At 69.1% G+C, this 21,086-nt stretch carries 20 protein-coding genes; 14 read left to right on the top strand and 6 right to left on the bottom strand.

Translation table 11 applies throughout. The annotated features are described in order from the left end of the window. The first annotated feature begins 200 nt into the window (after positions 1–200). The 3 genes from AB0K67_RS35185 (at position 201) to AB0K67_RS35175 (ending at position 4,053) form a co-directional block, all read left to right on the top strand. Positions 201–905 (top strand): metal-dependent transcriptional regulator, encoded by a 705-nt coding sequence (locus AB0K67_RS35185; RefSeq protein ID WP_364068764.1) that lies wholly within the window; start codon positions 201–203, stop codon positions 903–905. 123 nt (positions 906–1,028) lie between these two features. Then, on the top strand, positions 1,029–3,248 hold the full coding sequence (locus AB0K67_RS35180) for a SpoIIE family protein phosphatase (RefSeq protein WP_364068762.1): 2,220 nt from the start codon (positions 1,029–1,031) through the stop codon (positions 3,246–3,248). A 16-nt stretch (positions 3,249–3,264) separates the two neighbouring features. After that, positions 3,265–4,053, top strand: coding sequence for an alpha/beta fold hydrolase (locus AB0K67_RS35175; RefSeq protein WP_364068760.1), 789 nt, complete (start codon positions 3,265–3,267; stop codon positions 4,051–4,053). Here AB0K67_RS35175 and AB0K67_RS35170 read toward each other — a convergent pair. Together AB0K67_RS35170 and AB0K67_RS35165 are read right to left on the bottom strand one after the other, a co-directional pair. Continuing rightward, positions 4,050–4,211, bottom strand: a complete 162-nt coding sequence (locus tag AB0K67_RS35170) for a hypothetical protein (RefSeq protein ID WP_364068758.1) — start codon at positions 4,209–4,211, stop codon at positions 4,050–4,052. The genes AB0K67_RS35175 and AB0K67_RS35170 overlap by 4 nt on opposite strands. Positions 4,212–4,255: 44 nt before the next feature. Further along, the gene (locus AB0K67_RS35165) at positions 4,256–5,401 is read right to left on the bottom strand and encodes an acyl-CoA dehydrogenase family protein (protein ID WP_364068756.1); all 1,146 of its coding nucleotides are present in this window, start codon (positions 5,399–5,401) and stop codon (positions 4,256–4,258) included. 217 nt (positions 5,402–5,618) lie between these two features. Between AB0K67_RS35165 and AB0K67_RS35160 the strand changes: the two genes are divergently transcribed. The 6 genes from AB0K67_RS35160 to AB0K67_RS35135 all read left to right on the top strand — a co-directional run bounded on the left by AB0K67_RS35160 (position 5,619) and on the right by AB0K67_RS35135 (position 11,828). Next, positions 5,619–6,935: a hypothetical protein gene (locus AB0K67_RS35160; protein ID WP_364068754.1), complete on the top strand. Its 1,317-nt coding sequence runs from the start codon at positions 5,619–5,621 to the stop codon at positions 6,933–6,935. A 3-nt stretch (positions 6,936–6,938) separates the two neighbouring features. Beyond that, positions 6,939–7,715: a class F sortase gene (locus tag AB0K67_RS35155; RefSeq protein WP_364068752.1), complete on the top strand. Its 777-nt coding sequence runs from the start codon at positions 6,939–6,941 to the stop codon at positions 7,713–7,715. 142 nt (positions 7,716–7,857) lie between these two features. Further along, positions 7,858–9,165: a hypothetical protein gene (locus tag AB0K67_RS35150; RefSeq protein WP_364068750.1), complete on the top strand. Its 1,308-nt coding sequence runs from the start codon at positions 7,858–7,860 to the stop codon at positions 9,163–9,165. A gap of 6 nt (positions 9,166–9,171) precedes the next feature. After that, entirely contained in the window at positions 9,172–9,936 is a 765-nt protein-coding gene (locus AB0K67_RS35145) for a class F sortase (protein WP_364068748.1), read from the top strand. Positions 9,937–9,959: 23 nt separating this feature from the next. Beyond that, a complete protein-coding gene (locus AB0K67_RS35140) occupies positions 9,960–10,625 on the top strand; it encodes a hypothetical protein (protein ID WP_364068746.1) in 666 nt (221 codons plus the stop codon). Positions 10,626–10,682: 57 nt separating this feature from the next. Next, the gene (locus AB0K67_RS35135) at positions 10,683–11,828 is read left to right on the top strand and encodes an acetyl-CoA C-acetyltransferase (RefSeq protein WP_364068745.1); all 1,146 of its coding nucleotides are present in this window, start codon (positions 10,683–10,685) and stop codon (positions 11,826–11,828) included. A gap of 470 nt (positions 11,829–12,298) precedes the next feature. On the opposite strand, the gene AB0K67_RS35130 is transcribed toward AB0K67_RS35135, so the two are convergent. Further along, on the bottom strand, positions 12,299–12,664 hold the full coding sequence (locus AB0K67_RS35130) for a MerR family transcriptional regulator (protein WP_364068743.1): 366 nt from the start codon (positions 12,662–12,664) through the stop codon (positions 12,299–12,301). Between the two features lie 58 nt (positions 12,665–12,722). Here AB0K67_RS35130 and AB0K67_RS35125 point away from each other — a divergent pair, with 58 nt between their 5' ends. After that, positions 12,723–13,880, top strand: a complete 1,158-nt coding sequence (locus tag AB0K67_RS35125; RefSeq protein ID WP_364068741.1) for an MFS transporter — start codon at positions 12,723–12,725, stop codon at positions 13,878–13,880. A gap of 103 nt (positions 13,881–13,983) precedes the next feature. Here AB0K67_RS35125 and AB0K67_RS35120 read toward each other — a convergent pair whose 3' ends face one another. Both AB0K67_RS35120 and AB0K67_RS35115 read right to left on the bottom strand, forming a co-directional pair. After that, positions 13,984–14,400 carry a hypothetical protein gene (locus AB0K67_RS35120; RefSeq protein WP_364068739.1) on the bottom strand — a complete coding sequence of 139 codons (417 nt, stop codon included), beginning with the start codon at positions 14,398–14,400 and terminating at the stop codon, positions 13,984–13,986. A gap of 124 nt (positions 14,401–14,524) precedes the next feature. Continuing rightward, the gene (locus tag AB0K67_RS35115) at positions 14,525–14,848 is read right to left on the bottom strand and encodes a YbaB/EbfC family nucleoid-associated protein (protein ID WP_364068737.1); all 324 of its coding nucleotides are present in this window, start codon (positions 14,846–14,848) and stop codon (positions 14,525–14,527) included. Positions 14,849–14,974: 126 nt separating this feature from the next. Here AB0K67_RS35115 and AB0K67_RS35110 point away from each other — a divergent pair, with 126 nt between their 5' ends. From AB0K67_RS35110 to AB0K67_RS35095, 4 genes are all read left to right on the top strand, one after another. Next, the gene (locus AB0K67_RS35110) at positions 14,975–16,846 is read left to right on the top strand and encodes an acyl-CoA dehydrogenase family protein (protein ID WP_364068735.1); all 1,872 of its coding nucleotides are present in this window, start codon (positions 14,975–14,977) and stop codon (positions 16,844–16,846) included. Between the two features lie 214 nt (positions 16,847–17,060). Beyond that, complete coding sequence (locus AB0K67_RS35105; protein WP_364068733.1) at positions 17,061–18,332, top strand: extracellular solute-binding protein; 1,272 nt, start codon at positions 17,061–17,063, stop codon at positions 18,330–18,332. A gap of 61 nt (positions 18,333–18,393) precedes the next feature. Further along, positions 18,394–19,278, top strand: a complete 885-nt coding sequence (locus AB0K67_RS35100; protein WP_364068731.1) for a sugar ABC transporter permease — start codon at positions 18,394–18,396, stop codon at positions 19,276–19,278. Beyond that, a complete protein-coding gene (locus AB0K67_RS35095; RefSeq protein ID WP_364068729.1) occupies positions 19,278–20,162 on the top strand; it encodes a carbohydrate ABC transporter permease in 885 nt (294 codons plus the stop codon). The genes AB0K67_RS35100 and AB0K67_RS35095 overlap by 1 nt, the downstream gene beginning before the upstream one ends. A gap of 78 nt (positions 20,163–20,240) precedes the next feature. Here AB0K67_RS35095 and AB0K67_RS35090 read toward each other — a convergent pair whose 3' ends face one another. Continuing rightward, positions 20,241–20,984: a methyltransferase domain-containing protein gene (locus tag AB0K67_RS35090; protein WP_364068727.1), complete on the bottom strand. Its 744-nt coding sequence runs from the start codon at positions 20,982–20,984 to the stop codon at positions 20,241–20,243. Positions 20,985–21,086: the final 102 nt, after the last annotated feature.

The raw sequence follows: 21,086 nt of genomic DNA, 5'->3' as shown, positions 1-21,086 counted from the left end.
TCACAGTGGCGACGTCGGCATCAAGCCCGCGCCCGCCGCTGCCATTACCAGCGACAGCGACGAATCATCGATCACTAAATGCGGCTGGAGTATTAACCGTCCCCGGCCGTTCTCCCCATAGGGTTCGTGTGACTTCTGCGCCCGAGTTCGACGGGCTCAGTCCCCACCTCGAACGGCGTACCATGCAGTTGGGAGGAGCCTTGACCGCACACGGCCTGATCGATACCACGGAGATGTATCTCCGCACGATTTACGAGCTCGAAGAAGAGGGCATCGTCCCCCTCCGGGCCCGCATCGCAGAGCGCCTTCAGCAAAGTGGCCCCACTGTCAGCCAGACCGTCGCCCGCATGGAGCGCGACGGGTTGGTCCGCGTCGAAGGTGACCGTCACCTCGCGATGACCGAGCTGGGGCGCACGCTCGCCACCCGCGTGATGCGCAAGCACCGCCTCGCGGAATGCCTGCTCACCCAGGTCATCGGCCTGCCCTGGGAAGAGGTGCACATCGAGGCGTGCCGCTGGGAGCACGTCATGTCCGAGTCCGTCGAGACGCGGCTCGTGACGCTGCTCGACAACCCGACCGTCTGCCCGCACGGCAACCCGATCCCCGGCCTGGCGGAGCTGGGTGCCCGCGAGCCCGCCGAGACCGGCGACGACGCGCTCGCCACGATGAGCGAGCTCGCCGCCAACGGCGATACGGCCGTCGTCGTGCGCCGAATCAGCGAACAAGTGCAAAGCGATCCCGCTGCGATGCTTAAACTCAAGCAAGTTGGGATACAACCCGGACGCGAGGTGACGCTCGCGGCGAGCGACGACGGTGTACGGGTGACAGGTGACGGTGACGCGAACGAAACTCCTGCGGAACTCCCCCGCGATATCGCCGCGCACGTTTTTGTCTCCAAGCGCTGACGCGCGCGCGGCTACTTGGTTGAATCCCTCTAGGGAGGCCCTCCACTCTCCCCTGGCCAAGACTGTTGCAGGAGTGCCCGTGGTCCGTCGTGCAGACACGCCACCCCGAGGAGTGGTCTCCGGATGAAGCGTTGGGGGGATCTGTCACAAGAAGCGGCCGATCACCTGGCTGCCGGGGCCGTGCTCGACCAGGCCGAGATGGCGGTCATCGTCACCGACCGTTTCAGCAATCTCCTCTACTGGAACCCGTTCGCCGAAAAGCTCTTCGGCACGCAGGACAGGTCGCCGTCGCGTGACTCGTCGCTGTCCCTCGGGATCCTGGAGAAGGGCCACCCGGTCGCCGTCGAGCTGGCCAAACACGTGCTCAACGGCGGCGTCTGGGAGGGCACGTTCGACGTGCGGCGCGCCGACGGCACGATCGTCTACGTCCGGGCGCAGGCGGTGCCGCTGCGCCACCCCTCGGGGCAGGTGACGGGCATCGTCCTGACGGCCAGGGAGGCGCTGCGCAGCAACGAGCGGGAGAAGGACCGCTTCGGTCTGCTGGAGCGCATCGGCGAGCGGCTGGCCGGCTCGCTGTACGTCGAGGAGACGCTCAAGCGGGTCGCCGAGATGCTGGTCCCCCAGTTCGCCGACCACTGCTTCATCGAGCTGATGGAGGGCGACCGGCTGGTCCGCCGGGTCTCCCAGCACGTACAGGGGTGGACGCCGCCGTCGGGCACATGGAAGCCGGTGGGGGCGGAGATCCGCTACCCCTCCGGCCACTACGCCGACACCGCGCTCCGCCGCCAGGAGACGATCCTGGTCGAAGACTTTTCCCGCAGCCGCTACCCCGCGCCCCACGAGGGCAGCGCGCGGCTGTGCGGCGAGATCGGCATGACCTCGGCCATCGTGGCGCCGCTGCTGGTGCGGGGCGAGACGCTGGGGCTGATGTACCTCGGGCTGTCCAACCTCACCGACCGCCGCAGCCCCCACTACGACGCCTTCGACCGCGACTTCGTGGGCGCCATCGCCACCCGGGTCGCGCTCGCGATCGACAACGCGCTGCTCTTCGAAGAGGAGCGCCACACCGCCGAGTCTTTCCAGAAATACCTGCTGCCGCGCGCGCTGCCGCAGCTCGACGGCCTGCAGATCGCGGTGCGCTACTACCCGGCCGCCCCGCTCGCCTCCCACGGCCAGGGCATCCAGACCCAGGTCGGCGGCGACTGGTACGACGTCATCCCGCTGTCGGCCGGCCGCGTCGGCATCGTGATCGGCGACGTCGAGGGCAGAGGCGCCAAGGCGGCGGCCATCATGGGCCAGCTCAGGGCCGCGCTGCGGGCGTTCGCCCAGGACGACAAGTCGCCGGCCGACATCCTGGCCAGGCTCGACGAGTGGACCCGCATCATCGCCACCCCCGAGCAGGACGACAAGGGCGGCGAGGTCAGCATCCCGCCGATCGTCACCTGCCAATACCTGGTCTACGACGCCTGGTCGCGGCAGCTGTCGTTCGCCAACGCCGGGCACGCGCCGCCGCTGCTGCTGGTCGACGGCGAGTGCCGCGAGCTGGAGATCGAGGAGGTCGGCCAGCCGCTCGGCGTGCGCGCCAAGGGCCTGCACGCCGACCTCGTCTACAAGGAGGAGACCCGCACGCTCCCGCCGGGCGCTGCGCTGCTGCTCTACACCGACGGCCTGGTCGATCGCCGGCCCAGCCGCGACGGCACCTCGCCGAGCGAGGAGGAGACGCTCGGCATCCTGTGCGAGAAGCTCTCCAAGCTGTCCGGCGCCGAGGTCGAGCGCATCGCCGACGCCGCCACGGTCGCGGTGCCCGGCGAGATCGACGACGACATGGCGATCCTCGTGGTCCGCTCCAGCGACGTCGATCTCGACGTCGAGTCCCGCACCTTCCCCGCCCAGCCGATCATGGTCGGCGAGGCGCGGCGCATGGCCGCGGAGGCCTTCGCGAGCTGGAACGTCCCTGAAGAGCGGGCCGAGCTGGCCTGCCTGCTGGTCTCCGAGGTCGTGACCAACGTGGTGCTGCACGCCGCCGCCGCGGGCGTGCCGCGCAGGGAGCTGGTCGTCGAGGGGCCGCCGCTGCCGTTCGAGGAGTCGTGGGACGTCCCCGGCCTCGAAGAGGAGGAGGTCGGCGACAAGGAGTTCACGCTGCGGCTGCGCAGGGGCGCGGAGTCGGTCTGGGTCGAGGTGTTCGACCAGGACCTGCGGCTGCCCCGCATCCGCAGCGCGGGGGAGAACGACGAGGGTGGGCGCGGCCTTTACCTGGTGGATCAGCTCGCCAGGCGTTGGGGCTCGCGTCCTACCAGGGAAGGCAAAGCCGTCTGGTTCGAGATTCCCACGCGCGGCAGGTGAGTGTTCTACTGGCGCAATGGACCTGGCCTTCGAACGACGGGGCTCCGGCGCGCCGCTGATCCTCATCCACGGCATCGGCCACCACTGGCAGGGCTGGCTGCCGGTGCTCGACCGGCTGGCCGCCGCCCGTACGGTGATCGCGCTCGACCTGCCCGGGTTCGGCGCGTCGCCCCGCCTGCCCGACGGCGTCCCCTACACCGCCGAGTCGCTGGCGGACGCGGTCGAGTCGTTCTGCGCGCGGCTCGGCGTACGCGAGCCGCACGTCGCGGGCAACTCGCTGGGCGGCTACATCGCGCTCGAGCTGGCCTCGCGCGGCGTCGTGAGCTCGGCCACCGCGCTGTCTCCCGCCGGGTTCTGGTCCCGCTCCGAGCTGCTCTACTGCCAGGCGGTGCTGCGCGCGCTGCGCGCCACGGCCCGCTCGCTGCCGGCGGAGCGGCTCGCCAGGACGGCGGAGAGCCGCTACCTGCGTACGGTGTCGGCCGGCGTCATGGTCGCCCGCCCCGGACGCCTCGACCCCGCCGCTCTGACCGCGGCCACCGAGGCGCTGGCGCGCTCGACCGGGTTCGACGAGACGCTGGAGTCGTTCGCCGGACTGATGCCGCCCGCCCCGCCCAAGTCGCCCGTCACGATCGCGTGGGGCGAGCACGACCGGCTGCTGCTGCGCCGCCAGGCCGTACGCGCGGCGCGCTGGTCGGGTCAGCGGGTGAAGCTGCTCAAGGGCTGCGGCCATGTGCCGATGAGCGACGACCCTGAACTGGTGGCCGGGGTCATCCTGGGGTCATCCTGCGGGGCTGGTGCGCGCTAGATCTTCGTCTGGCCCCAGAGCAGCAGCATGACCAGGATGAACACGATCATCACACCGGCGTAGCCGACGGGGCCGAGGCGGATCGCCCGGCGCACGCGATTGAGGCCCCAGGCGAACAGCAGTGCCAGGAAGATCAGGAGGATCAGGCCGCTGTCCATGCTGTCCAGTATGCGGCGGAATCGGGGTTGCCGCGCTGAAGGCGTCAGAATTGGAAGGATCGGCCGATGATCTCCTTCATGATCTCGGTGGTGCCGCCGTAGATCGTCTGCACGCGGCTGTCCAGCCACGCCTTGGCGACCGGGTACTCCAGCATGTAGCCGTACCCGCCGTGCAACTGCACGCAGCGGTCGACGACCTTGTTCTGTAGCTCGGTCGTCCACCACTTGGCCTTGGCGGCGTCCACGGCCGTCAGCTTGCCGTCGTTCAGCGCGAGGACGCACTTGTCCACGTAGTGGCGGGCGATCTCGGTCTCGGTGGCCAGCTCCGCCAGGACGAAGCGGGTGTTCTGGAACGAGCCGATGCTGCGGCCGAACGCCTGGCGGGTCCCGCAGTACTCGATCGTCTGCTCAAGCACCGCCTCCGCCGCGGCCACCGCCGCCACCGCGATCGACAGGCGCTCCTGCGGCAGGTTGTTCATGAGCTGGAAGAAGCCCTCGCCCTCCTTGGGGCCGAGGCGGTTGGCCACGGGGACGCGGACGTTCTCGAAGAACAGCTCGGCCGTGTCCTGGGCTTTCATGCCGACCTTGTCCAGGTTCCTGCCGCGTTCGAAGCCCTCCATGCCCCGATCCACCACGAGCAGCGTGATGCCCCGCGCGCCCGCCTCCGGGTCCGTCTTGGCCACCACGACGACGAGGTCGGCGTTGATGCCGTTCGTGATGAACGTCTTCTGCCCGTTGAGCACGTAGTGGTCGCCGTCGCGGACCGCCGTGGTCCTGATGCCCTGAAGGTCGCTGCCCGCGCCCGGCTCGGTCATGGCGATCGCGGTGATCAGCTCGCCGCTCGCGAAGCCGGGCAGCCAGCGCTGTTTCTGCTCGTCATTCGTCAGATCGACGACGTACGGGGCCATGACGTCGTTGTGCAGCGAGAAGCCGAGGCCGGTCGCGCCGTGGCGCATGATCTCCTCGACGATGATCGCGTTGTACCGGAAGTCCTTGACGCCCGCGCCGCCGTACTCCACCGGCACCGAGAAGCCGAACATGCCCAGCTCCCCAGCCTTCTTCCAGACCTCGCGCGGCACGATGCCGTCCTTCTCCCATCGGGGGTGGTGCGGCACGACCTCGCGGGCCATGAACTCGCGGACGGTCTCGCGGAAGAGCAGGTGCTCCTCGTCGAAGAGGTCACGCTCCATCAACGCCTCCCGGGCCAGAACTCCATTCTGTTACCGCCACGTATACCCGCTTTCGCAGACTCGTGGGGGACCCGGACACGGGTTCATCACAAGTGCTGGAAGGAGGGGGAATCAGCATGTGTTGCGGTGTTTCCCGCCATAAGATCTACCCTCGGTCTATTTGTGGGTGATCGGAGTCTCCGTGAGTCGGTGGCGCAGGGTTTTGATCGCCGGATCGGTGAGCTTAGCGGCAACGGCGGCATTCGTCGCGACGTCCACGATTCCCGGCCAGGCCGAGTCCTCGCTGGTCATGAAGTACCACTGCACGGGCGGCATCGCCGGTGCGGGCGTCGATCTCGAAGCACGCATGACGCCGCAGATCGAGTCGGGCACCATGAACGTGCGCTGGGACATGAAGTACACGAGCGTGCAGCGGTTCGGCTCGCCCGGCTTCTTCCCCGAAGGGTCCTCGCTCGACCTGGAGGGCACCGTCGACGTCAGCGGCGCCTGGGTCGGCCAGCTCCGGCCGAGGGGCGGCCAGCCGCAGGGCGAGCTGGTGCCCGGTGACTTCCTTGACCTGCCGGAAGGTCTCTCCGACAACGCCTCGATCACCCGTGCGGGGAATATCCGCTTCAAGCCCGGCAAACTGACCGTCCGCTTCACGCCCGCCGAGGGCGAGGCCATGGTCAACAACTCGGAGTCCGAGGTCACCTACACCGGCACGTGGCGCTCGCGGTACACGGGCAACGAGTACGACGACTACAAGCACGACATCAACGTGACCAGGGAGAAGGACGCCACGGCGCGTCTGGACTTCGTCGGCACCCAGGTCGCCTACATCGGCCGGCGTGAGAAGGACCTGGGCCCGGTCAGGGTGCTCATCGACGGTCAGCACGTCACCGACGGATTGGTCGAGCCGGGCAAGGACCGCAGCGGCAACCCGATGACCGGCACCGAGACCCAGCAAGTGCTCTGGACCTCGCCGCCGCTCAAATACGGCCCCCACTGGATCGAGGTCATCAACACCGAGGACAAGCGCGCCTACGTGGACGCCTTCCAGGTGACCACCAGCGGCATCAGCGAGCCGCCCGAGTACGGGGAGGCCACCTGCGAGCTTCAGGGCGACCCCGGTGCCATCGACGTCAACGTCCCCGGCCCCACCACGGACCCCACGGACGACCCGACCGAGGACCCGACTGAGGACCCCACCGACGAGCCCACCGACCCCGGTGAGGACCCCAATGACCCGAACGACCCTGGCCAGGACGGTGACAACAACGACGTCGGGACCATCGGCGAGCACGTGAGGGTGGTGCCGCAGGCGTCGAGCAGCACCTCGTCCAGCCCGACGAGCACCGGCCCGACCGCGACCAAGTACTACCGCGCCCAGGTCGCCAAGACCCCCAGCGGTGGCGTGGAGACCGGCGTGGCCCCCGACGAGGACGACCGGCCGCCATACGGACTGATGGCTACCGGAATGGTCGTCGTGGCGGGCAGCGCCGGCGGCGGGCTGCTGTTGCGGCGGCGGCGGGCCGCGCACGCGGGAGGTGCGTAAGCGATGACCGAGCAGAAGACCCCGATGCAGCGGGCGATGCCCGGCCTGCTCGTCGCCGGTTCGCTCGGCGGTGTCGGCCTGGTCATGGTGACCCTGCTGTCGCTCGCGCCGCCGGTGGACGACGGCTCCGAGCCGCGCGTGGTGGCGCAGGCGGAGTCGACGACGGTGGAGATGCAGAACGCGGGCGCGTTCGTGCTCCCGCCGACCGTCGGGCCCGGTGGCAAGAACGTGCCCCTGACCCCGGCCCGCCTGGACGCGCCGCCTCCGCCGGCGGCCGCGCCGATCGTCCCGGCCATCCCCAAGCCCAAGACCAAGACCACGCGGGTGCGGCCGACCCGCATCAAGATCCCCAAGATCAAGGTGAACGCCCCGATCGGCGCGGTCACGGTGGACAAGAAGGGCGCTCTCGGCACGCCGCCGCTCAATCGGCCCAACAGGACCGGCTGGTACAAGTACTCACCGGTCCCCGGCGAGGCCGGTCCTGCGATCATCAACGGCCACGTCACCACCCGCAGGGGCCCCGCCGTCTTCGACCGCCTGCGCGAACTGGCCAAGGGCGACCACATCTACGTGTACCGATCGGACGGGAAGGTCACCCGCTTCACGGTCAGCGGAATCGAGCAGGCCAGCAAGAACGCGTTCCCGACCAAGCGTGTCTACGGCAACACCAAGGACGCCCAGCTCAGGCTCATCACCTGCGGTGGGGTCTACAACAAGAAGACCCACCACTACACGGACAACATCGTGGTGTACGCGACGCTGTCCAAGAAGAAGGGGTGAGTGTGGGAAAGTTGGGGTGGATTCGCCGGTTTACGGGAAGTTGACCGAGACAGTTCGTAGGATCTCTACCTGACCGTGACCAACGGCTGGAATTCTGGCACGACTGTTGACACCGCTGTGAAACGGAGAAGGACCCGTGCTTATGTCCCAGGTGGGGCGCCGCCTCGCCCAGAAGACGTCCGCATTGGGGCTTGCAGGCACGCTCGCGGTCTTTGTCGGCTCGGTTTTTGCGCTGTCGTCGCCGGCTGAGGCCGCAGCAGCAGAGCCACTGAAGATGACCTACACGTGCTCGGGTGGCTACCTGAGCAGTAACTCGATGGTCTTAACCGCGACTCCTCCCACGTCGGTGGAGCCGTCCAAGCCCGCGACGATCGAGTGGACCTTCTCCCCACTGACCGCCACCAAGGCGATCGCTGCCAATGCCGCAGTCACCACCAGCGGCGGTGACCTCTCCGTGACCGGCGGTACCCCCACGACGCTGGAGGGCTCAGGAAGCGGGACAGCGACGACGGTCAGCCAGGGCGGCACATATACGCCGCCGAAGATGACTGCCACGGTCAATGTGACTGCGACGACGGGCGGCAATCTCGTCTTGAAGGTGGGCAACGCGCCGGTGACCATCACCGTGGCCGGCGAGCGAACGACTTGCACCTTCAGCTCCGCCACGCCCACTGAGACCTCGATCCCCGTCCAGACGGGTAGTAACAACGGCGGCACCGGCACCGACGTCGTCGAGTACAGGTGTGTCGGCCCGGAGACGACCGACACGCAGGATGTCGAGATCAAGGTGGAGCTGACCATGCCCACCTCCGCCAGGGTCAACCAGCAGTTCGCGATCAAGTGGAAGGGCACCTACACGACCGGCAAGGAGCTGACGGCTCCCAGCGGGCAGACGCTCAGCCCGAAGATCTTCGCTTATGCGGCCTTGACCGGCATCACCGGCCTGAGCTCCGCGACGGGTGAAGGTTCGACGGGCACGATCACGGCCAACAGTCCGATTCCGCTTCCCACCACGGCCATCGACGTCAAGGCCACGGCCAGCGCGGCGGGCACGGTCACGGTGAAGCCATCGAAGGTCAACTTCGGCGCGAACAGCCGCACCGGTAACACGCCGATGATCGAGTGCACCGTTCAGAACGAGGCTGACCTGAAGACTTACACGTTCACGGTCAGCAACAGCACCACCAGTCCGACGCCGAGCCCGAGCCCGACCACGACCACCCCGCGTCCGACGCAGACGCACACCGCGACGGTGACGATCACGCCGAGCGCCACCCGTTCGACCAGCACCCCCACCAGGAACTCCCAGACCCCCAAGGCGGGCGCGGACACGGGTGCGGGCGGCATGGCGGGCCCTGACGGGCGGCTGTTCATCCTGACGGGCACCGCGCTGGTGGCGGCGGCCGCGATCGGCGGGCTGGTCCTGCGCCGGCGCTCGATCAGGAGCTGATCCGCGGTGTCCGGCTACTACCCGTACGGCGGCGCCCAGGCTCCGGTCCCTCCTCCTCCGGAGCACAAGGGCAGCGTGGCGCTGAGGGCGGTGCTGATCGTGGCGGCCATCGCCGGGGTCGCCACGGTCGTGGCCGGTTTGCTGATCGTGCTGCGCTCGCCGGCCGAGTACGGCCTGCAGAGCAGCCGCGACAGCCTCGACCTGCAGGCGCAGCCGAAGAGCACCGCCCAGCAGGAGCAGGCGTACTTCCAGGCGCCGGCGAACGTGCCGCCTCCGCTGCCGCAGATCAACCCGGCCCCGCCGATGCTGCCCTCGACTCCGGTGCGGATCGTGATCAAGCGGCTCGGCGTCAACGCGCCGATCAAATCCGTGGGCCTGCGGAAGAACGGCACGATCGAGGTGCCGCCGCCGGACAATCCCAACCTTGTGGGCTGGTATCGCAACATGTCCACGCCGGGTGAGGCGGGTCCCGCGGTGCTCCTCGGGCATGTGGACACGCGTACGCGCCCCGCGGTCTTCGCCAGGCTGAAGGAGATCAGGAACGGCGATACCATCGAGGTCAAGCGCCAGGACAAGACGACCGCGGTGTTCACCGTCGGTGGCGTGGAGCAGGCGAACAAGAAGACGTTCCCGACCCAGCGCGTCTATGGCGGCCAGCAGAACGCGCAGCTCCACCTGATCACCTGCAGTGGCACCTACGATCGCACCACTGGCCACTACACCGACAACCTGATCGTCTACGCGACGATGACGAGCTCCTATCGAAGCTGAGCGCGGAGGCTGGCATGGGCTGGATGGCGAAGCGGAGACTGCGAACTGGCCCGACGGCGGCCGTTCCCGCGAAACCGGCTCAGGCGGAGCTGCTGCGGCTGGTCCGGCTCGCCGACCCGAAGGCCCGGCTCGACGGCGACGACATCGTGGCCACCGACGTGCGCGTGCACGCGCCGGTCGAGGCCGAGCCCGAGCTGACGGGCGGGGTGCTGGAGAAGGTGTGGGCGGTGCGGGTGTCCGCCGAGGGGCCGCTGCCGCTCAACTACTTCGACCGCTATCTCGCCGAGGGCCTGGCGTTCCGGCTGGGCGGGCTGGCGATCTGCCGGGGCGAGGTGAGCGATCCCGCCGATGACGACCAGGGCGGTCCCGCGGTGATCCTCCCCGTACGCCCGGCGCCCCAGGAGCTGTCGCCGCACCTGGCGCAGGAGGAGGACGGCCCCGCGTTCACGGCGGGCGACATCAAGGCGGTGCTGGTGCCGCAGGCGGGGCAGCCGCCGGCCGCGGAGGAGCTGCTGCCGTTCGCCACCGAGCTGACGGCGATCGAGCTGCGCGGCGCCGAGCCGGTCAAGCTGGGCGCGCTGGCGCTGGAGCTGGCGGAGTCGCTCAACGGCATCGCGGTGGATCGGTGGCGGTTCAGGATCGACGCGGCGGAGGATCTCGTGGCCCCGGAGCGACCTGCGGCCGAATGAAATCCTGTTGTACGCTGCCTCTAGTAACCGAATAATGCTCGGTTCTCAGGAGGCACTGTGGCAGAGGCGTACATCGTCGGGGCGGTCCGCACCCCGGTCGGCAAGAAGAAGGGTGGCCTGTCCACCGTCCACCCCACTGACCTGGCCGCGCACACCCTCAAGGCGCTGATCGACCGCACCGGCGTCGACCCCGAGGCGGTCGAGGACGTCATCATGGGGTGCGTCATGCAGTTCGGCCCGCAGAGCATGGACATCGCGCGCAACGCGTGGCTCTCGGCCGGGCTCCCCGAGACGACTCCGGGCGTCACCATCGACCGGCAGTGCGGCTCCTCGCAGCAGGCCATCCACTTCGCCGCGCAGGGCGTGCTCTCCGGCACGCAGGACCTCGTCGTGGCGGGCGGCGTCGAGTCGATGAGCATCGTGCCCATGGGCTCCTCGATCAAGGCGGCGCTCGACATGGGCATGCCGTTCCCGTTCGGCGACAAGTGGGTCGAGCGTTACGGCAAGCAGGAGATCTCGCAGTTCCGCGGTGCCGAGCTGATGTGCGAGAAGTGGGGCTTCACCCGCGACGTCCTCGAACAGTACGCCCTCGAGTCCCACCAGCGGGCCGCCAAGGCCATCGCCAACGGCTACTTCAAGGACCAGATCGAGCCGATCAACGGCGTCGAGGACGACGAGGGCCCGCGGCCCGACACGACGCTGGAGAAGATGGCCGCGCTGAAGACCCTCAAGGAGGGCGGCCAGATCACCGCCGCCACCTCCTCGCAGATCTCCGACGGCTCCGGTGCCGTGCTCATCGCCTCCGAGCAGGCCGTACGCGACCATGGCCTGACCCCGAGGGCCCGCATCCACCAGCTCGCGCTCATGGGCGACGACCCGGTCTACATGCTGACCGCGCCGATCCCCGCGACGCGGCGGGCGCTGAAGAAGGCCGGCATGTCGATCGACGACATCGACGTGGTGGAGATCAACGAGGCGTTCGCCCCGGTGCCGCTGGCCTGGATGCGCGAGCTGGACGCCGACCCGGCCAAGGTCAACCCGAACGGCGGCGCCATCGCGCTCGGCCACCCGCTCGGCGGCACGGGCGCGATTCTCATGACCAAGCTGCTGCACGAGCTGGAGCGCACCGGCGGCCGCTACGGCCTGCAGACGATGTGCGAGGGCGGCGGCCAGGCCAACGTCACGATCATCGAACGGCTCTGACCGGTTTCCCGAAGCGGTGCGGGCGCCGCCTCCAGGCGTAACAAGGGGAGGCGGCGCCCGCTTCTAACTACCCATCCCGGTAGTTGGCTTCTATCGCCCCTTGGGCGGGATGCGGCGTGGCGGCATGATGGGCCGCTTCGGCATCTTGGGCATGGGTCGCACCACGGGCAGGTGCGGACGGTTGTGCTTGGTGGCGCGAGCGCGCATAAAAGGCTCCTTTACGTAATTCGGCGACGCGGCTCGACGATGTCGATCGAGAGCCGGCGGGCGACGTCAGCTACCGCGTCACTGAGTGGACGGGGGACGGACGGGTCGCGTCGGGCGCGAATCACAGGTAAAGGACCATGCGCATGAGGCTACGGGCGCGCTCGGAACCCGTGCAACCTATTTATCCGGCATGCCGGAAAGGCCGGCGCCCGATGTGCGGGCCGGGCACGACGGCGTCCGGTGCGCAGGAGGCGGGTGCCGCGTCAGCCGGCCCTTTCGCGCATCCCTGCGGAGATCACGCGGTCGAGGGCGTCGCGCGACTCGCGCAGGGCCTCCATCGCGCGGTCGATCCTGTCCCGCTCCGCGCGGAGCTGCCCCAGCACGTCCGGGCAGGTGGGCGCGAGGCGCTCGCCCTCGCTCTCCAGGCAGGGCAGCACGGTGGCTATCGCGGACGTGCCCAGCCCGGCGGCGAGCAGGCAGCGGATGCGGCGCACGGTCTCGACGTGGGCCTCGGTGTACTCCCGATAGCCGCTCGGCGAGCGCTCGGGCCGCAGCAGCCCCTGCTCCTCGTAGTAGCGCAGCAGCCGCTCGTGCACGCCGGTGCGCCGGACGAGCTCCCCGATCCGCATGTGATCTCCCTCACCGCGCCTTGACTCTCACATCCATGTGAGACTCTAGCGTTCCCGCATGAGAAGCAGTGTGCTGGTGCCGGCCGTGCTCATGGCGAGCGTGTTCGTGGTCGGCACGTCCGAGTATCTGATCGCGGGATTGCTCCCACAGATGGCCGCCGACCTGGAAGTCTCGGTGTCCACGGCGGGTCAGGCGGTGACGGCGTACGCGCTCGGTGTCGTGATCGGCGGGCCGCTGGTGACGATCGCGACCGTGCGCTTGCCGCGCAAGGGGCTGGCGCTGGGGTTGCTGGTGCTGTTCGCCGCGGGGAACGCGGTCTGCGCGGTGGCGGGGTCGTACGAGGTGCTGATCGCCGGGCGGGTGGTCGCCTCGCTCAGCCACGCCGCCTTCTTGACCGTGGCGCTGATGATGGTCACGCGGGTGGTCGCGCCGGACCGTGCGGGCAGCGCGATCGCCGCCGTCGCCGCCGGTTTCTCCGCCGCCACGCTGCTGGGCGTGCCGCTCGGCGTGCTGCTGGGGGAGGGCGCGGGGTGGCGCACGCCGTTCGCGGTGCTGGCCGCGCTGGCGCTCGCCGTCGCCGGGGCGCTGGCCGCCGCGCTGCCGCGCCAGGACGCGCCGGCCACGAGCGTGCGCGAGGAGATCGCCACGGTGCTCGGCCGCCGCGTGCTGGTCGTGATCGCCACCACGGCGGTCGGCCTGGCCGCGACCTCCACCGTCTTCACCTACCTTGCGCCGGCGCTGACCGGCATCACCGGCCTCGGGCCCGGCGCGGTCTCGACGCTGCTGCTCGTCTACGGGGCGGGCAGCCTGGCCGGCGGTCTGGTGGCCGGGCGGCTCGCGGACCGTTCACTCGCGGGCACGGTGCGCGGCACGTTCATCGGCCTGGCGGTGGTGCTGGCCGCGTTCCCGTTCGCCGTGCCGTGGGCGGGCACCGCCGTCGTGGTGGTGCTGGCGCTGGGCGTGCTGACCTCGGCCACCACGCCCGCGCTGCAGAGCCTGCTGCTCCGGCACGCCGGTCAGGCTCCGATGCTCGCGACGTCGGTGAACGTGTGCGCATTCAACATCGGCATCGCGGCCGGGTCGGCGCTGGGCGGCGGCCTGGTGGCGGCAGACGGGCTGCGCTGGCTCGGCCTGGCCGCCGCCGGGCTCAGCCTCGTCGCCCTCGCCATCAGCTACGCCGCCATCCCCCGCCGCCCCGCGCCCGCGAGCGTGTGAGCCGTCCGTGTCGGTATGCGGCGTCTGTGAGTGTGTGAGCCGTCCGTGCCGGTGCTCCGTATCCGTGCGCGAGCCGCCACGACAGTGGCGGCTCGCGCGGACGCTACTCCTCCAGCTGGCCGAGCCGCCACTCCGCCAACGTCTTGATCTGCTCGTCGCGTGACCGGGCGGCATGGCGCAGCAGCGCCGGGTCGTCCTCGGCCATGCGGGCCGCGATCGCCGCCGCGAACAGCCGGGCCACCGGGTCGTCGCTCGCCAGCCCGGCGACCACCTCGCCGGGGTCGGGCTCGCCGGTGTCGGCGGCGATCAGCGCCTCGGTGTGCCGCCGGAGCTCGGGATCGGTGAGCTGCGACAGCCCGGCCATGAGCTGCTCGGTCGAGGCCATCGCCAGGAAGTGCAGAACCTTCCACCGGACGGCGGTGTCGGGATCGCGGCTCAGGGTGATGGCCTGGGCGAGGACCGGAGCGTCCTCCGGCTCCTCGGCGGCGAACAGCACGAACGTGATGGCGAAGAACCGCACCTGGTTACGCGGGTGTGCGAGCAGCGCGGGGACCTCGTCCAGCAGCGACGCCGCGCGGCCTGCTCGGTGGCGCGGTCGATGTCCTCAGGACGGTTGTTCCTCTTGTCGATCTCGTAGCCGAATCTCACAGATCTCCCCCGTTCAGGTCACGCATCGCCGCGTCCACGCGCCGCCGGACGAAGGTCTCGTCCAGCGGCTCCGGCAGGGCCGCGACGTGCGGGGCGACGCCGTCCACGATCTCCTGCGAGCGCCGCGCCGCGTCGTCCTGTGCCTGCTGGATCGCCTTCGTCAGCTCGCGGCCGATGACCGCGGGGGACAGGCGGAGCAGACGCGGGTTCAGATCGATGCCGGTCAGGACGCCGCCCGCTCCGGCCGTGACCCGGATGAACCCGTCGGCGGCCTCGCCGGTGCCCCGCACCTGGCCGATGAGCTGCTTCGCGCCGGACATCTTTCTCGCGCCCAGGTGGCGTCGCAAAGCTCGCCGTTCCCGTGAAATCGGGCTATAACGGCGACAGGGTGCCATCACGGCGGGCAGTACCCATGAGCACAGAACGGCGCAACGTCCGGAGGTGCCATGACCGAGCACGCCAAGTACGCGGAGTCCCGGGAAGTCGGCGAGCAGGCACGCGAGAAGGAGTGGACCCGTCCCAGCTTCGCCAAGCAGCTCTTCCTCGGCGACTATCGGCTGGACCTGGTGCATCCGGCCCCCACGCCGCCCGGCGACGCGGCCAAGCGCGGCGAGGAGTTCGTCAGGTCGCTGCGCCGCTTCCTCGACGCCCACGTCGATCCCCAGCTCATCGAGCGCACCGCGCAGGTGCCCGACGACGTGGTCAAAGGGCTGGCGCGGCTCGGCGCGTTCGGGATCACGATCAAGGAGGAGTACGGCGGGCTCGGCCTGCCGTACCTGTACTACTGCCGCGCTCTCATGCTGGTCGGCTCCTACTGCCCGGCGCTGGCCACGCTGCTGTCGGCGCACCAGTCGATCGGCGTGCCGCAGCCGCTCAAGCTGTTCGGCACCGAGGAGCAGAAGCGCGAGTTCCTGCCCAGGTGCGCGGCGGGGGAGATCTCCGCGTTCCTGCTGACCGAGCCCGACGTCGGCTCCGACCCGGCGCGCCTGGCCACCACTGCCGTACGCGACGGCGACGAGTACGTGATCGACGGCGTCAAGCTGTGGACGACCAACGGCGTCATCGCCGATCTGCTGGTGGTCATGGCCAGGACCGGTAAGAAGATCAGCGCGTTCGTCGTCGAGGCCGACACGCCGGGCATCATGGTCAAGCGGCGCAACGAGTTCATGGGCCTGCGCGGCATCGAGAACGGCGTCACCGTGTTCGACCAGGTCAGGGTGCCCGCCAGGAATCTCATCGGCAAGGAGGGCGAAGGGCTCAAAATCGCGCTCACCACGCTCAACACCGGAAGGCTCTCCCTGCCCGCCACGTGCGCGGGCAACGCCAAGTGGGCGGTCAAGATCGCCCGCGAGTGGGGGAGCGCGCGCGTGCAGTGGGGCCGCCAGGTCGGGCGGCACGAGGCCGTCGCCACCAAGATCGCCTTCATCGCGGCCAGTGCGTATGCCCTGGAGGCCGTCTGCGAGCTGACCAGCAGGCTCGCCGACGACCGGCGCAACGACATCAGGATCGAGGCGGCGCTGGCCAAGCTGTACGCGTCGGAGCTGTCGTACCGGGTGCTCGACGAGCTGGTCCAGATTCGCGGCGGGCGCGGCTACGAGACGGCCGCGTCGCTGGCCGCACGGGGCGAGCGCGGCGTGCCCGCCGAGCAGATGCTGCGCGACTCCCGCATCAACCGCATCTTCGAGGGCTCGTCCGAGATCATGCGCCTGGCCATCACCAGGGAGGCGGTGGACGCGCACCTGACGGCCGCGGGCGAGCTGATCAACCCGGACGCCGGCCGCCACGAGCGCGCCCAGGCGCTGCGCCGGGCCGGCCGCTTCTACGCCACCTGGCTGCCCACCCTGGTCGCCGGTACGGGCAACCTGCCCACCTCGTACGCCGCGTTCGGCCCGCTCGCCGCCCACCTGCGCTTCGTGGAGCGGACCAGCAGGAAGCTGGCCAGGTCCACCTTCTACGGCATGTCCCGCTGGCAGGGCGGCCTGGAGCACAGGCAGTCCTTCCTGGGGCGCATCGTGGACATCGGGGCCGAGCTGTACGCCATGACCGCCGCCTGCCTCAAGGCCGAGGAGGACGCGCGGGACCTGGGGCGGCGGCCGTACGAGCTGGCCGACACCTTCTGCCACCAGGCCAGGCGCCGGGTGGACGCGCTGTTCGCCAGGCTCTGGGACAACACCGACAACCAGGACGTACGCCTTGCCGGGTACGTGCTGGACGGCCGCTACACGTTCCTGGAGGAGGGCATCCTCGACCCGTCGATCGAGGGCCCGTGGATCGGCACGCCGGAGGGCGGCGAGAGCGTCCGGAGGAAGATCTCCTGACATCCGGTCTAGACCGGTTGTGATCCCGCCTTTCGTCAGGTGTTGCAAAAACGAGACGGACCGGTATAGACCGGCCACTTATCTCAGGCTTACGCTGACGCAAAACGCGGGCAAGCCGTGACTCGCGTGCCACATCCCTCTGGGCTGGGTCGGCCTAACTGGTACGGACCAGCTCGACCCGTCCGGCGAGTAGGACGAGAAGGCGGTATCTGCAGTGAACATCAAGCTTGTGGGCGGCGCCGCTCTCGGCATCGCGACCATGCTGGTCCTGTCCAGTTGCGGTGGCGGCGCCGGCGGCGGCGCAGACGACTCCCAGGCGAGCGACGGCCAGGTCACGCTGAAGATGGTCGCCGCCGACTACGGCGACGGTCCCGGCAAGCCGAACTCGGGCGAGAACTTCTGGAAGGGCGTCGTGGACGAGTTCCAGGCGGCCAACCCGAACATCAAGGTCGACGTCCAGGTCATCAACTGGAACGACATCGACAAGCAGGTCGCCACCATGATCCAGAACGGTCAGGTGCCCGACATCCTGCAGACCGGCGACTACTCGGGCTTCGTCAAGGACGGCCTGCTCTACAAGGTGGACGAGGTCCTGTCGCCCGAGGTCTCCGGCGACCTGCTGGAGAAGTTCGCCGAGTTCGGCAAGGTGGACGGCACCGCGTACGGCATCCCGTTCGTCTCCTCCGCCCGCGCGCTGTTCTACAACAAGGACCTGTTCGACAAAGCCAAGATCGCCGAGCCGCCGAAAACCTGGGACGAGCTGAAGGCCGCCGCCGAGAAGCTCAAGGCCGTCGGCGTCACCCAGCCGTTCGGCCTGCCGCTCGGCCAGGAGGAGGCCCAGGCCGAGTCGTTCCTGTGGATGCTGGGCAACGGCGGCGGCTACAAGGACGCCTCCGGCAACTGGGCGATCGACTCCCCGCAGAACGTCGAGACGTTCACCTACATCAAGGGCCTGGTGGACGCCGGCCTGACCACCCCCAACCCGGGCACCAAGGACCGCAAGACGGTCTGGGAGGACTTCGGCGCGGGCAAAGTCGGCATGGTCAACGGCGGCCCCATGTCCATCCCGATCTTCGACGCGGCCGGGCTGAAGAACTACGGCGTCGCGCCCATCCCGGGCAAGAACGGCCCGCTCGACACCACGCTCGGCGTCATGGACTGGATCATGGCGTTCAACAAGAACGGCCACGCCGCCGAGATCAAGAAGTTCTTCGACTTCTTCTACACCGGCAACGCCGCCCAGAAGATCTCCGACACCTACAAGCTGCTGCCCGTCACCAAGAGCGGCATCGAGAAGCTGTCCGGCGACGAGAAGCTCAAGCCGTTCCTCGACGCCCTGCCCAACGCCAGCTTCTACCCCTTCCAGGACCCCAAGTGGGCCGAGGTGAACCCGGCCATCAAGCAGACCATCGGCGGCGCGGTCAAGGACGACCCCGCCAAGGTCCTCGGTGAGCTGCAGAAGACCGCCGAGTCGGCCGCCGGCTGATCCAGCAGGACCAAGGTACGGCCGGCGCGTCGCCGGCCGTACCGTCCTGGAAAGGTGACTGATGAGAAGGTTGCGCGCCCTCGAACCCCTCGTATGGGTCGGGCCCGCCATCGCGCTGATCGCCCTGGTCGTCCTCTGGCCCGTGATCGAGATGATCAGGTCGTCGTTCCTCGAGATCAGCCGTCTGGGCGTGGTACGCGGCTCCGCCGGGCTCGCGAACTACGACAAGCTCTTCGCCGAGAAGGACTTCGCGGACATCATGGTCCGCAGCGTCATCTGGGTGATCGCGGTCGTCGCGCTCACCGTGCTGGTCTCGCTCGCCCTGGCCCAGCTGTTCAACCAGCACTTCCCGCTGCGCAAGGTCGCCCGCTGGGCGCTCATCGCGCCGTGGGCCGCCTCGGTGCTGATGACCGCGATCATCTTCAAGTGGATGCTCGACCCCGAGGTCGGCGTGATCAACCAGATCCGGCTGAAACTCGGGCTGATCGACGCGATGGGCGGGGCCTCGGCCGACCAGCTCGGTGACGCCTCGACCGCCATGCCGTGGCTGATCTTCGTCGCGGTGTTCGTGTCGGTGCCGTTCACGACGTACGCGCTGCTCGCCGGCCTGGCCACCATCCCGGCCGACGTCTACGAGGCCGCCAAGATGGACGGAGCCGGGCGGCTGCGGACGTACTGGTCGATCACGCTGCCGCTGCTGCGTCCCGCGCTCACCGTGGCCACGCTGATCAACGTCATGAACGTCTTCAACAGCTTCCCGATCATCTGGGCCATGACGCACGGGCAGCCCGGCTACTCCACGGCCACCTCGACGATCTTCATGTACATCCTCAAGGGCTCCGACATCGGCGAATCCGCCGCCATGTCCGTGGTCAACTTCGGCATGGTCATCGTGCTCACCGTGATCTTCCTGCGGGTGTCGCGGTGGAACAGGGAGGTGGCGTGATGGCCGTCGAGACCGCGCCGGCCCCGGTCGAGCGGCGCTCCCAGCCCCGCACGGTACGCGGCCCGAACAGCACGCCGCGGCTCAAGACCGTCCTCATCGCGGCCACCGCGTACGTCATCGCGTTCATCTTCCTGTTCCCGTACGTGGTCATGCTGCTGACCTCGCTGCGTTCGCAGGAGTCGCTGCGCGACGTGACGTTCTGGCCAGAGGAATGGGTGTGGAGCAACCTCACCGAGTTCTGGGGCAGCGGCCTGGCCGGGAACCTGTGGGTGACGATCAAAGTGGCGGCCGGGGCGACGCTGCTCGTACTGCTGGTCGCGCTGCCCGCCGCGTACTACACGGCCCGCCACCGCTTCCGCGGCCGCACCGCGTTCCTGATCCTCGTGCTGATCACGCAGATGTTCCAGCCCACCGCCATGGTGGTCGGCATCTACCGCGAGTTCTTCCAGTTCGGGCTCGTGGACTCGATCTGGGCGCTGATCCTCGTCAACGGCGGGTTCAACCTCGCGTTCGCGGTGTGGATCCTGAACGCGTACTTCTCCTCGATCCCGCGTGAGCTGGAGGAGGCCGCGTTCATCGATGGCAACGGCCGTTTCGGCGCGCTGTTCAGGATCACGCTGCCGCTGGCCATGCCGGGCGTCATCACCGCGCTGATCTTCACGTTCATCGCCGCGTGGAACGAGTTCGTGGTCGCGCTCACGCTCACCACGACCCCCGAGAACCAGCCGCTGCCCGTGGCGCTCAACTCGTTCATCGGGCAGTACCAGGTGGACTGGCAGAACCTGTTCGCCGGTTCGGTGATCGCCACCATCCCGGTGATCATCCTGTTCGCTCTGATCGAGCGGAAGGTGGTCGGCGGCCTGACCGCCGGCTCCATCAAGTAGGCCCGATCACGTAGACCCGTCAGGCCGCCCCAGGGCACCCGAAGGGGGCGGCCTGACGCGTTTCCGCTCAGTTCTCGCTCAGCTCTTGGGCACGGGCACGCGCGCGACGCAGAACACCGTCTGGCCGAACGGCGGGCGCACGAACCGCTCGATCAGCCGCGTCATCGGCACCACCGTGCGGTCGTAGATCTTCACCAGCCGGGGGTCGGGGTAGCCGACGCCGCCCCGGCGGACCGCGACCCACCAGGCGATGCCGCCCAGGAAGTTGATCGGCTTGAGCACCTCGACGTCGAGCCCGGCCTTGGCGACCGTGGTGGCCAGCGTCTTCGGCGTGTAGCGCTGCACGTGTCCCACCTTGCGGTCGAAGTCGCCGTACAGCTGCATGTAGCCGGGCACCCAGATGACGATGCGCCCGCCCGGCAACGTGACGCGCGCCAGCGAGCGCAGCGCCTCGGCGTCGTCCTCGATGTGCTCCAAGACGTTCATCATGACGACCGTGTCGACCTTGTCCCGCAGCGGGATGTCGGTCGGCAGGCCGAACTGCAAAACCTCGACGTCGTCGCGGGCGGCGAAGCGCTTTTCGAGCTGCTCGACGCAGTAGGGGTCGAAGTCGCTGACCACGAGCCGGTCGAGCCGCGGCAGGAACTGCTCGGCGAAGTGCCCCAGGCCCGAGCCGATCTCCAGCATCGAACGCCCGACGTGCGGGGCGACCATGTCGAACTCGTACTGCCGGTAGTTCTTGGCCTCGTCCCCACCGAGGTGGTTCTCCAGGGCCTCGTCACCGGCCGCCGGTTGCACTACACGGTCATACCCAGAAGACATAATCCCGTTCCTTCAAGGGGCACATGGATTGCCAGAGTCTAATGCCCACGCCGGTCACCAGGATGACACGATCAGCGAAACTCCCTTCCCACCCCGCCCGTG

It is taken from the genome of Nonomuraea sp. NPDC052634, assembly GCF_040678535.1.
In the GTDB taxonomy this organism is placed as follows: domain Bacteria; phylum Actinomycetota; class Actinomycetes; order Streptosporangiales; family Streptosporangiaceae; genus Nonomuraea; species Nonomuraea fastidiosa.
The sequence above is the reverse complement of the archived record's forward strand: the minus strand, read 5'-3'. Positions and strand labels throughout refer to the sequence as shown.

Coding starts and splice junctions, on each gene's coding strand:
- AB0K67_RS35180 (WP_364068762.1), top strand. CDS start 1,029: ATGAAGCGTTGGGGGGATCTGTCACAAGAAGCGGCCGATCACCTGGCT.
- AB0K67_RS35175 (WP_364068760.1), top strand. CDS start 3,265: ATGGACCTGGCCTTCGAACGACGGGGCTCCGGCGCGCCGCTGATCCTC.
- AB0K67_RS35170 (WP_364068758.1), bottom strand. CDS start 4,211: ATGGACAGCGGCCTGATCCTCCTGATCTTCCTGGCACTGCTGTTCGCC.
- AB0K67_RS35165 (WP_364068756.1), bottom strand. CDS start 5,401: ATGGAGCGTGACCTCTTCGACGAGGAGCACCTGCTCTTCCGCGAGACC.
- AB0K67_RS35155 (WP_364068752.1), top strand. CDS start 6,939: ATGACCGAGCAGAAGACCCCGATGCAGCGGGCGATGCCCGGCCTGCTC.
- AB0K67_RS35150 (WP_364068750.1), top strand. CDS start 7,858: ATGTCCCAGGTGGGGCGCCGCCTCGCCCAGAAGACGTCCGCATTGGGG.
- AB0K67_RS35140 (WP_364068746.1), top strand. CDS start 9,960: ATGGCGAAGCGGAGACTGCGAACTGGCCCGACGGCGGCCGTTCCCGCG.
- AB0K67_RS35130 (WP_364068743.1), bottom strand. CDS start 12,664: ATGCGGATCGGGGAGCTCGTCCGGCGCACCGGCGTGCACGAGCGGCTG.
- AB0K67_RS35125 (WP_364068741.1), top strand. CDS start 12,723: ATGAGAAGCAGTGTGCTGGTGCCGGCCGTGCTCATGGCGAGCGTGTTC.
- AB0K67_RS35115 (WP_364068737.1), bottom strand. CDS start 14,848: ATGTCCGGCGCGAAGCAGCTCATCGGCCAGGTGCGGGGCACCGGCGAG.
- AB0K67_RS35110 (WP_364068735.1), top strand. CDS start 14,975: ATGACCGAGCACGCCAAGTACGCGGAGTCCCGGGAAGTCGGCGAGCAG.
- AB0K67_RS35100 (WP_364068731.1), top strand. CDS start 18,394: ATGAGAAGGTTGCGCGCCCTCGAACCCCTCGTATGGGTCGGGCCCGCC.
- AB0K67_RS35095 (WP_364068729.1), top strand. CDS start 19,278: ATGGCCGTCGAGACCGCGCCGGCCCCGGTCGAGCGGCGCTCCCAGCCC.
- AB0K67_RS35090 (WP_364068727.1), bottom strand. CDS start 20,984: ATGTCTTCTGGGTATGACCGTGTAGTGCAACCGGCGGCCGGTGACGAG.